The sequence below is a fragment of the Actinomadura chibensis NBRC 106107 genome, from assembly GCF_001552135.1.
Classification (GTDB): Bacteria; Actinomycetota; Actinomycetes; order Streptosporangiales; family Streptosporangiaceae; genus Spirillospora; species Spirillospora chibensis.
In genome coordinates this window covers 31,965-42,927 of the sequence record NZ_BCQP01000033.1, presented here as the reverse complement: position 1 = coordinate 42,927, position 10,963 = coordinate 31,965, and the positions used below count along the sequence as shown (strand labels likewise).

The following is a 10,963-nucleotide window of genomic DNA, read 5'->3' as shown; positions in this document are numbered from 1 at the left end:
GGCCGCCGCTGGCTGGACGACCTGCCCCGGACCGCCGCCGCCGTCGCCCGCGACTGGGACCTGCGCGTCGGCGCGCCCTTCGCGCTCAGCTACCACTGGGTCGCGGAGGCGACCACGGGCGACGGCGCCCCTGCGGTCCTCAAGCTGGGCCCGCCCCAGCCGGGCCACCTCGCGCACGAGGCGGCGGCGCTCACGATCTTCGCCGGGCGCGGCGCGGTCCGGCTGCTCGCGCACGACGCCGAGCGGGGCGCGCTGCTGCTGGAACGCGCCACGCCGGGGACGCTCGCGCGCGACCTCGTCCCGCAACAAGACGAAAAGGCCACCGCCGCCGTCATCGAGGTGATCCGCCGCCTCCACCGGAAGCCGCCGCCTGACTGCGCCCTCCCCGACCTGGCGGAGACGGAGGGCCCGTCGTTCGCCGAGCACCTGGCCCGCTTCCCCGGCGACGACCCGCTCCCCCGGCATCTGGTCGAACGGGCGGCGGGACTCTTCGCCGAGCTGTGCGCGGACGGCGAGCGGGTCGTCCTGCACGGCGACCTGCACCACGACAACGTCCTGCGGGCCGAGCGCGAGCCGTGGCTCGCCATCGACCCGCACGGCTACGTCGGCGACCCCGGCTACGACACCGGCGCGCTCCTCTACAACCCCGACCCCGGCGACGGCGGCGAGGAGAAGCTGAAACCGCTCCCGGCCAGGATCGAGCAGCTCGCGGACGGACTCGGCATGCCGAGGGAGCGGGTCGAGGCGTGGGGGTTCGTCGTGTCCGTCCTGTCCGAGGTGTGGACGACCGAGGACGGCGGCGCCCCGGACGGCGGTCCGCTCGCCGTCGCGTTCCACCTTCTCCCCCGGCTGACCTGAGGAAACGTCCCGGGACGACCGGGCGAAGGTCAACCCCCGGGGCGGCGCGGACTCTGGAACGGTCCGTCCCGGGCAAGCGGCGTTTCAAGAAGTCCATACCTGGGCCAGAGTTTCTTTAGTGCCGGTCCGGACGATCTTCTGGGGGTGATCATTGAATCGCCCTGGAGCTTCGACGAGCACGACGCCGCGCTCGACCGGCTGGCGGCGCGGGAGAACTTCCCGGTCGCGGCGCGGCTGCTCCCCGCACGGCACCGGGCCGGGCTGCGCGCCCTCTACGGGTTCGCGCGGCTCGTCGACGACATCGGCGACGAGGCGCCGCCGGAGCAGCGCGCGAAACTGCTCGGCCTCGTGGACGACGACCTCGACCGGGTGTACGCCGGCCGGACGCCGGCCCTGCCGCAGCTCCGCCGGCTGGCGCCGGTGGTGCGGGCGCACCGGATCCCGGCGGACCCGTTCCGCGACCTGATCCGCGCCAACCGGCAGGACCAGGCCGTCCACCGGTACGAGACGTTCGAGGAGCTGATCGGGTACTGCGCCCTGTCGGCCGCCCCGGTCGGGCGCGTCGTGCTGCGGCTGTTCGGCGCCGACCGGCCGGGCCTCGTGGCGGCGTCCGACGACGTGTGCGCCGCGTTACAGATCATCGAGCACTGCCAGGACGTCGGCGAGGACCACCGGGCCGGGCGGACCTACCTGCCCGCCGAGGACCTGCGCCGGTTCGGCTGCGCCGAGGACGACCTCGGCCGCCCGGTCACGCCGACGCGGCTGCGCGGCGTCCTCGCGCTGGAGGCGGGCCGCGCCCGCGCCCTGCTGGACGGCGGGTCCGCGCCGCTGATGGCCGGGCTGACCGGGTGGGCCCGGGTCGCCGTCGCGGGCTACGTGGCCGGGGGGCACGCGGCGCTGGACGCGCTGGAGCGCGGCCGCTACGACGTCCTCGCGCACCGGCTCCGGCCCCGCCGGGCCGGGCTCCTCGCCGGATGGGCGCGGGGGTTGGGAAGGGGATGGCGATGACGGTTTCGGAGGTCCGCGCGGGCGCCGACGGGGTCCAGGACGCCTATCGGCACTGCGAGCGGGTGGTCCGCGAGGAGGCCCGCAACTTCTCCTACGGGATCCGGCTGATGCCGGGCCCGAAGCGGCGGGCGATGAGCGCGGTCTACGCGTTCGCGCGCGGCGTCGACGACATCGGGGACGGCCCCGAGCCCGCGTGCGTCCGGCTCGACCTGCTGGACCGGTCGCGGCGGCGCCTCGCGACCGTCCAGGACGTGCTGCGCTCGCGCGCGGACGCCCGGGCGCTGGAGGGCCACCCGGTGCTGATCGCGCTGGCGGACGCGGCGGCCCGCTACCCGATCCCGCTGGAGGCGTTCGACGAGCTGATCGACGGCTGCGAGGACGACGTCCGCGGCGCCGACTACAAGACGTTCGACGACCTGCTGCGCTACTGCCAGCGCGTCGCCGGGACGGTCGGCCGCCTCTCGCTCGGCGTGTTCGGCTCGGACGGCAGGCAGCGCGCGGAGGGCCTCGCCGACTCGCTCGGCGTCGCGCTCCAGCTCACCAACATCCTGCGCGACCTGCGCGAGGACCGGCTCGCCGGGCGGATCTACCTGCCCGCCGAGGACCTGGAGCGGTTCGGCTGCACGCTCGCCCTGGACGACTCCGGCCGGTTCACCGACCCGCCCCGGCGGCTGGACGAGCTGGTCGCCTACCAGGCGGACCGGGCGCGGGCCTGGTACGCCGAGGGGCTGCGGCTGCTGCCGCTGCTCGACCGGCGCAGCGCCGCCTGCACGGCGGCGATGGCGGGCATCTACCGGCGGCTGCTGGAGAACATCGCGGCCCGCCCGTCCGCCGCGCTGAACACCCGGCTGTCGCTGCCGACGTGGCAGAAGGCCGTGGTGGCGGCGCGGGCGATGTCGGGGGTGGAGCGGTGAGCGTCGTGATCGTGGGCGGCGGCCTCGCCGGGATCAGCGCGGCCGTCGCGCTCCAGGAGTCGGGCGTGCCGGTGACGCTGGTGGAGTCGCGGCCGTGGCTCGGCGGCGCCACCCATTCGTTCGCGCGCGGCGACCTGCGGGTCGACAACGGGCAGCACGTGTTCCTCCGGTGCTGCACCGCCTACCAGGGGCTGCTGCGCAGGCTGCGCGCCGAGCACCTGGTGGAGGTGCAGGAGCGGTTCGACGTCCCGGTGCTGCGCCCCGGGACCGAGCCGGGGCGGCTGCGCCGCTCCAACCTGCCGAGCCCGCTGCACCTGCTGCCCGCCCTCGCGCGGTACGCGCCGCTGCCGGTCACCGACCGGGCGCGGGCCGTCCGCGCGGCGGCGGCGCTGCGCCGGCTCGACCCGGACGACCCGGACCTCGACGGCGTCGCGGCCGGGACGTGGCTCGCCGGGCGCGGCCAGCGGGCGTGGGCCCGGCAGGCGCTGTGGGGGCTGTTCCTCACGTCCGCGCTGAACGCCGAGGTCGACGACGCCGCGCTCGGGCTGTCGGCGATGGTGTGCCGGCGGGCGCTGTTCGGCCGTCCGGACGCCGCCGACATCGGGGTGCCGCTCGTCCCGCTGGACGAGCTGCACGGCGGGCCCGCGCTGCGCCGCATCGCCGAGATGGGCGGGACGGTCCGGCTGAAGGCGAAGGTCGAGGCCGTCACGACCGACCCGAAGGTCGTCGTGGACGGCGTCCCGATGGCCGCCGACGCGGTGGTGCTGGCGGTGCCGCACGAGGCGGCGGCGCGGCTGCTGCCCGCGCAGGCGCTGCCCGACCCGCTGCGCTGGGACGAGCTGGACGCCAGCCCGATCGTGAACGTCCACGTCGTCTACGACCGCAAGGTGCTGCACGGCCCGGCGATCGGCAGGGCCCGCGTCCCGAGGCACGCCCCGTTCGCCGCCGCCGTCGGCTCGCCCGTGCAGTGGGTGTTCGACCGGACGGCCGTGAGCGGCCTGCACTCCGGCCAGTACCTCGCGGTGTCGCTGTCGGCGGCGGACCGCTGGATCGACATGCCCGCCGCCGAGCTGCGCGCCCGGTTCCTGCCGGAGTTGCGGCGGCTGCTGCCCGCCGCGCGGGACGCGAAGGTCCGGGAGGTGTTCGTGACGCGGGAGCGCCGGGCGACGTTCCGGCAGCGTCCCGGCACGGCCGCGGCCCGGCCGGGCGCGGCGACGCGGGCGCCCGGACTGTTCCTCGCCGGCGCGTGGACCGACACGGGCTGGCCCGACACGATGGAGGGAGCAGTGCGCAGCGGCCTGACCGCCGCGCGGCTGGTCCGTCGCCACCTGGAAGGGGTGAGGGACCGATGACCGCCGTTCCGGTCTCGATGACCGATGTCCGCGAGCTGGTCGACGGGGCGCTGCGCGCCGCCGTCGGACGGCTCGACCCGCGCACCTACCGCGTCGCCGCCTACCACCTCGGCTGGACCGACGAGGAGGGGCACCCGCGCGACGCGCCCGCCGGGAAGGCGCTGCGCCCCGCGCTGGCGCTGCTGTCCGCGCGGGCCGCGCTGGCGCCGCCGGAGAGCGGCCTGCCCGGCGCGGTCGCGGTCGAGCTGGTGCACGCGTTCTCGCTGCTGCACGACGACATCATGGACCGCGACCGGACGCGGCGGCACCGGCCCGCCGCGTGGACCGTGTTCGGCGAGCCGTCGGCGATCCTCGCCGGGGACGCGCTGCTCGCGCTCGCGCTGGAGGTGCTGCTCGAAGCGCCCGGCCAGGGCTCGTCGCGGGCGGCGCGGGCGGTGGCGGTGACGACCCGGCGGCTCATCGCGGGCCAGTCGCTCGACATGGACTTCGAGACGCGCCGGCAGATCGGCGTGGACGAGTGCGTCGCGATGTCGTCGGACAAGACGGCCGCGCTGATCGCCTGCTCGTGCTCGATCGGGGCCGTCCTGGACGGCGCGCCCGACCCGCTGGCGGCGGCGCTGGAGGCGTTCGGCGCCGACCTCGGCATCGCGTTCCAGCTCGTCGACGACCTGCTCGGCCTGTGGGGCGACCCGGCGGCCACGGGCAAGCCCGCGCTGTCGGACGTCCGGTCCCGCAAGATGTCGCTGCCGGTCGTCGCGGCGCTGAACGCGGACGGCCCGGAGGCGAAGCGGCTCGCCGAGCTGTACGCGCAGCCGGAGCGGACCGAGGACGAGCTCGCCGCGATCCCGCCGCTGGTCGAGGCGGCGGGCGGGCGCGCGTGGGCCGAGCTGGAGGCCGAGCGCCGGATCCAGCGGGCCGCCGAGCACCTCGTCACCGCGCGGCTGCCGGACGCCGTCCGCGCCGAGTTCCTGCACATCGCCGACTTCATCACCCGCCGGGACCACTGAATGACAGCGACCGAGCAGACACCCGACACCTCCGAGAGCACCGCGCCCCGGACGGCGGCGAACGCGCTGGACGCCGCCCGCGAGCACCTTCTCCTCCTCCAGTCGCCGCAGGGCTGGTGGAAGGGCGAGCTCCAGACCAACGTCACGATGGACGCCGAGGACATGCTCCTCCGCGAGTTCCTCGGCATCCGCACCGAGGACGACACCCGCGAGGCGGCCCGCTGGATCAGGTCGCAGCAGGCCGCGGACGGCGCCTGGGCCAACTTCCACGACGGCCCGCCCGACCTGTCGACGACGGTCGAGGCGTACGTGGCGCTGCGGCTCGCGGGCGACCCGCCGGACGCCGACCACATGCTCCGCGCCGCCGCGCACGTCCGGAGCGCGGGCGGCATCCCCGCGACGCGGGTGTTCACCCGGTTCTGGCTGGCGATGTTCGGCCGCTGGCCCTGGGACGAGCTGCCCGTCGTGCCCCCCGAGATGATCTTCCTGCCGCGCTGGTTCCCGCTGAACGTGTACGACTTCGCGTGCTGGGCGCGGCAGACGATCGTGCCGCTGACCGTGGTGGCGGCGCTGCGTCCCGTCCGGCCGCTGCCGTTCGCGCTGGACGAGCTGTACCCCGGCTACGACGCGCCGCGCCCGCGCGCCCGCGTCCGGCCCGGCTGGGACATGGCGTTCCAGACCCTCGACCGGGCGCTGCGCGGGTACGAGCGGCGCCCGGTGAAGGGGCTGCGGCGGGCCGCGCTGCGCCGCGCCGCCGAGTGGATCGTCGCGCGCCAGGAGCGGGACGGCTCGTGGGGCGGCATCCAGCCGCCGTGGGTGTACTCGCTGCTCGCGCTGCACCTGCTCGGCTACGGCGTGGACCACCCCGTCATCCAGCGCGGGCTGGACGGCCTCGAACGGTTCACGATCAGGGACGACCGGGGCCGCCGCCTCGAAGCGTGCCAGTCGCCGGTGTGGGACACCGTCCTCGCGATGACCGCGCTGTCCGACGCGGGCCTGCCCGCCGGGCACCCGGCGCTGGAGCGGGCCGCGGGCTGGGTGATCGGCGAGGAGGTCAGGGGGCCCGGCGACTGGTCGGTGCGGCGTCCCGGCCTGCCGCCCGGCGGGTGGGCGTTCGAGTTCGACAACGACGTCTACCCCGACGTCGACGACACCGCCGAGGCGGTGATCGCGCTGAACCGCGTCCGGCATCCGCTGGCCGAGCCCGCGATCGAGCGGGGCGTGCGCTGGATGGCCGGGATGGCGTCGAAGGACGGCGGGTTCGCCGCGTTCGACGCCGACAACACCCGCGCGCTGTGCCGCAGGCTGCCGTTCTGCGACTTCGGCGAGGTGATCGACCCGCCGTCCGCGGACGTCACCGCGCACGTCGTGGAGGCGATGGCGCACCGCGGCATGGCCGACTCGCTGCTCGTCAAGCGGGCCGTCGTGTGGCTGCTCAAGGCGCAGGAGCCGGACGGCTCGTGGTTCGGCCGGTGGGGCGCGAACCACGTGTACGGGACGGGCAGCGTCGTCCCCGCGCTGGTCGCGGCCGGGGTGCGCCCCGACAAGCCGGCGATCAGGGACGCGGTCGGCTGGCTGGAGCGCCACCAGCGCGACGACGGCGGCTGGGGCGAGGACCTGCGGTCCTACCGCGACCGGTCGTGGGTGGGGCACGGCGCGTCCACGGCGTCGCAGACGGCGTGGGCGCTGCTGGCGCTGCTCGCCGCGGGCGAGCGCGGGGAGGCCACCGAGCGCGGCGTCCGCTGGCTCGTCGACCACCAGCGCCCGGACGGGACCTGGGACGAGGACCACTTCACCGGCACCGGGTTCCCCGGCGACTTCTACATCAACTACCACCTGTACCGCCTGGTGTTCCCCCTCAGCGCGCTGGGCCGCTACCTGAAGGGGTCGTGAGAGATGGCGATGCCACTGCGCCAGAGCCTCCGCATCGGCGCGTACGTGCTGCGCAACCGGCTGGCCGGGCGCAAGCGGTTCCCGCTGCTCGTCGAGCTGGAACCGCTCTACGCGTGCAACCTGGCGTGCGCGGGCTGCGGGAAGATCCAGCACCCGGCGGACGTGCTCAAGCAGCGGATGCCGGTGGAGCAGGCCGTCGCCGCGATCCGCGAGTGCGGCGCGCCGATGGTGTCGATCGCGGGCGGCGAGCCGCTCATGCACCCGCGGATCGGCGAACTGGTCGCCGAGCTGGTCAAGATGAAGCGGTACGTGTTCCTCTGCACGAACGCGGCGCTGATCCCGAAGAAGATCGACATGTTCGAGCCGTCGCGGTACTTCGCCTGGGCCGTCCACCTGGACGGGCTGCGCGAGCGGCACGACGCGTCCGTCTGCAAGGACGGCGTGTTCGACCAGGCCGTCGCGGCGATCAGGACGTGCCGCGAGCGCGGCTTCCGGGTGACGACGAACACGACCGTGTTCAACACCGACACCCCGAAGACCGTGATCGACGTGCTCGACTTCCTGAACGACGACCTGCGCGTCGACCAGATGATGATCTCGCCCGCGTACGCCTACGAGAAGGCGCCCGACCAGGAGCACTTCCTCGGCGTCCAGGAGACGCGGGAGCTGTTCCGCAAGGCGTTCGCCGACGGCCGCCGCAAGAAGTGGCGCTTCAACCACTCGCCCCTGTTCCTGGACTTCCTTGAGGGGAAGGTCGACTTCCCCTGCACGGCGTGGGCGATCCCGTCGTACTCGCTGAAGGGCTGGCAGCGTCCCTGCTACCTGATGGACGACGGCTACACCGCCACCTACCAGGAGCTCCTCGACACCACCGACTGGGACTCCTACGGGCGCGGCAAGGACGACCGCTGCGCCAACTGCATGGCGCACTGCGGCTACGAGCCCACCGCCGTCTTCGCGACGATGGGCTCGCTCAAGGAGTCGCTGCGCGCCGTCCGGAGCATCTGACCGCTCTCCGGTCACCGCGGGTCACTCGGGTTCGTCCCTCAGTTCCTCGATGATGTCGCGGACGGCGTCCATCAGCGCGTCCGCGTCGTCGGTGAGGCCCGGGTCGAGCGAGAGTCCGAAGCACAGGTCGCGGTCGACGCCGAGGCCCGCGATGGCGAGCGGCGCGCCGGGCGCCAGCGGGACGATCGGGAACACGGCGGTGAGCGGCGCGCCCGCCAGCCAGAGCTGCTTGTCCGGGCCGGGGAGGCTCGACACCGTCCCCTGGAGGAACCGGCCGCTGTAGGACATCCGGGCGAAGCGGGCGTGCAGCGGGGCGGGCATGACCCGTCCGGCCTGCCACATCACGAACCAGGCGGCCTGCGCGCGGGTGCCGGAGCGCAGCACCCGGCCGCGCCGCGCGATCTCCGCGAGCCGGTCGGGCTCGGTCATCTTCCCGATCGGCAGGTCCACCATGACGGCCGTCGTGTGGTTGCCGACCATGGCGCTGCCCGGCGGCCGCATCATCAGCGGGACGGCGACGCGGCACGTGCCGGGCCTGCCGTCCTCCTCGCTGACGACCCGGTTCAGCGCGCCCGCGACCGCGCACAGCACGACGTCGGTGACGCGGGCGCCGTAGCGGCGGCCCACGTCCCGCACGGTCTTCAGCGGGAGCTGCATCGTGCCGTAGCGGCGGTCGGACGTCCCGCTCGCGGGCAGCGGCTCCGGCTTCGACACGGCGGTGGCGAGCTGGCCGAGCCCCACCACGGTCGCTAGCGCCTTCTGGAACGGCTTGCGCGGGAACTTCGCGCCGAGGTTGTCGGGCGGGGGCTCCATCAGGTACATCGCCTGCGCGACGATCCCGACGCCGTCGGCGACGACGTGGTGCATCAGGTACACGACGGCGGTGCGGCCGGGCTCGGCGCCCTGCACGACGACCATCCGCCACGGCGGCCGGTCGAGCGGCAGCGCCTCGGACTGGATCTCCGCGACCAGCGCGCGCAGCCCGGCCATGCCGTCGACGTGCCGCTCGGGGACGTGCCACTCCCAGTCCACCGTGTCGTGGTCGGCCCAGACGGGACGGCGCCAGCGCCCCCGTCGGACGAGCCGCTGCCGGAACCGGGGCAGCCCGTCCAGCCGCTCCTGGATCACGCGGATGAGATCGTCCCGATGGACGGGTCCGCGCTCGGTGTCCAGCATGATCACGCCACCGGCCTGCTGCGGCGCGGCGGGGGTCTCCACGGCGAGGAAGAACGCGTCCGGGCCCTGGACGCGGGCGGACGGCGCGCGGCCGATGCGGTCGGCCGCGTACACGGCGGCGGCGACGAACGGGACGGCGGCGGCCGCGTCCAGGATGTAGTGGTTGGCGGTCGCGAGGATCACGTACAGCGTGACGAGGACGTGCGCCGCGTTCACCACCTGCACCCAGCGGCGCGCGTTCACCCGGGCCAGCTCGACGCCGACCCACAGCGTCCAGCCCATGTGCAGGGACGGGACGGCGGCGAACTTGTCGGCGTGCTCGACCAGCGGCGAGCCCCACGACCCCCACGTCCTTCCGAGCAGGACCGTGTCGACGAACCCGAGGTCGGGCATCAGGCGCGGCGGCATGACCGGGTACAACGCGAAGCAGGTCAGCCCGCCGAGGTTGAGCAGGATGAACCCGTTGCGTGCCGTCCGGTACCGCTCGGGATGGCGGAGGAACAGCCACACCAGCAGGGCCAGCGCGCTCGCGATGTAGGTGATCGCGTACTCGTAGTTCGCGAGGACGCGGAGCACCGACTGGTCGGCGAGCCACCCGTTGAGCGTGGGCTCGACGTCGAGGTGGAGCGACTTCTCCAGCCGGAAGATCGCCTCGCCGTGGGCTCGGGCCGCCGCCGTCCTGCCCTGCTCGGGGAGCCGCGTGACCAGCGCGTACAGCGAGAACAGCAGCAGTCCGGCGAGCAGTTCCCGGCGGACGCGGAGCGGGCGGCGCGCCGCGTCCGCCGGGGCCAGCACCGCGTCGCGCGCGGTCACCGCTTCGTGTGTGCCCATGGCCCTCCCTTTACCGCTGTTACCCAGGATTCCTGGCGATCAGACGGCGATGACGGGATTTATGGATCATGCCCGGGTCCGGCGCGCGGCCCCGGACCCGGCTACGAGACAGCATCCGGCAGGGACGGGCCCGGTGGGAACCATCTGGCGCGACAGTACGTCTTCGATATATCGTTGTCGTATCGCGAGAACTCATAGAGAGATCTCAGAAGGCAGGTGGAGAACATGGGGCACATGCACGGCCGGGGCCCCTGGCGCGACTTCCCGTTCGGCGCCCTGTTCGGCGGCGGACCCGGCACCCACGGGCCCGGCGGGCCCGGTCCCGGCGGGCCGTGGGGGCCGTCGTCCTTCGGCTTCGGGCCGCGGCCGCCGTGGGCGCGCGGGCGCGGCGGCCCGTGGGGGCGCGGCGCCAAGGCGCGCAAGGGCAACGTGCGGGCGGCGATCCTCGTCCTGCTCGCCGAGGAGCCGCGCAACGGCTACCAGATCATCCAGGAGATCAACGAGCGCAGCGGCGGGGCCTGGAAGCCCAGCCCCGGCGCGGTCTACCCGGCGCTCCAGCAGCTCGCCGACGAGGGCCTCATCGCGGGCGAGGAGTCCGGCGGGCGCCGCTCGTTCCGCCTCACCGACGAGGGCCGCGGCTACGTCGAGGAGCACGCCGACCGGCTGGCCGAGCCGTGGGCCGAGATGACGCCCGAGTTCGGCGAGGGGGTTCCCGAGCTGTTCAAGCAGGCCGCGCAGACGGGGGCCGCGGTGATGCAGATCGTCCACTCCGGCTCCGCCGAGCAGGTCGAGCAGGCGCGGATCGTCCTGTCTGGGGCGCGCCGCGACCTCTACCGCATCCTCGCCGACGACGCGCCCGACGACGCCGACGACGGCGGCGGGCCGACCGACGCCGGGCCGACCACCAGGGAGTGAG

The 10,963-nt window shown here is 74.7% G+C and carries 9 protein-coding genes; 8 read left to right on the top strand and 1 reads right to left on the bottom strand.

The genetic code is table 11. The features are described from left to right. From ACH01S_RS19785 to hpnH, 7 genes are all read left to right on the top strand, one after another. Positions 1–858: aminoglycoside phosphotransferase family protein (locus tag ACH01S_RS19785; protein ID WP_067893316.1), on the top strand; the 858-nt coding region annotated here is incomplete at its 5' end. Positions 859–1,002: 144 nt separating this feature from the next. Then, complete coding sequence (hpnC, locus tag ACH01S_RS19780) at positions 1,003–1,866, top strand: squalene synthase HpnC (protein ID WP_148344614.1); 864 nt, start codon at positions 1,003–1,005, stop codon at positions 1,864–1,866. Then, positions 1,863–2,780: a presqualene diphosphate synthase HpnD gene (hpnD, locus tag ACH01S_RS19775; protein ID WP_067893328.1), complete on the top strand. Its 918-nt coding sequence runs from the start codon at positions 1,863–1,865 to the stop codon at positions 2,778–2,780. The genes hpnC and hpnD overlap by 4 nt, the downstream gene beginning before the upstream one ends. Next, a complete protein-coding gene (gene hpnE, locus ACH01S_RS19770; protein WP_281289224.1) occupies positions 2,777–4,132 on the top strand; it encodes a hydroxysqualene dehydroxylase HpnE in 1,356 nt (451 codons plus the stop codon). Before hpnD ends, hpnE begins: the two co-directional genes overlap by 4 nt. Further along, positions 4,129–5,139, top strand: a complete 1,011-nt coding sequence (locus ACH01S_RS19765) for a polyprenyl synthetase family protein (protein ID WP_067893314.1) — start codon at positions 4,129–4,131, stop codon at positions 5,137–5,139. The genes hpnE and ACH01S_RS19765 overlap by 4 nt, the downstream gene beginning before the upstream one ends. Further along, entirely contained in the window at positions 5,140–7,032 is a 1,893-nt protein-coding gene (shc, locus tag ACH01S_RS19760; RefSeq protein ID WP_067893312.1) for a squalene--hopene cyclase, read from the top strand. It begins immediately after the preceding gene. Positions 7,033–7,035: 3 nt separating this feature from the next. Beyond that, the gene (hpnH, locus tag ACH01S_RS19755; RefSeq protein WP_067893310.1) at positions 7,036–8,040 is read left to right on the top strand and encodes an adenosyl-hopene transferase HpnH; all 1,005 of its coding nucleotides are present in this window, start codon (positions 7,036–7,038) and stop codon (positions 8,038–8,040) included. 21 nt (positions 8,041–8,061) lie between these two features. On the opposite strand, the gene ACH01S_RS19750 is transcribed toward hpnH, so the two are convergent. Further along, positions 8,062–10,047, bottom strand: a complete 1,986-nt coding sequence (locus tag ACH01S_RS19750) for a bifunctional phosphatase PAP2/O-acyltransferase family protein (protein WP_083980888.1) — start codon at positions 10,045–10,047, stop codon at positions 8,062–8,064. A gap of 225 nt (positions 10,048–10,272) precedes the next feature. Between ACH01S_RS19750 and ACH01S_RS19745 the strand changes: the two genes are divergently transcribed. Then, positions 10,273–10,962: a PadR family transcriptional regulator gene (locus tag ACH01S_RS19745; RefSeq protein WP_148344615.1), complete on the top strand. Its 690-nt coding sequence runs from the start codon at positions 10,273–10,275 to the stop codon at positions 10,960–10,962. The last annotated feature ends 1 nt before the right edge of the window (position 10,963 follow it).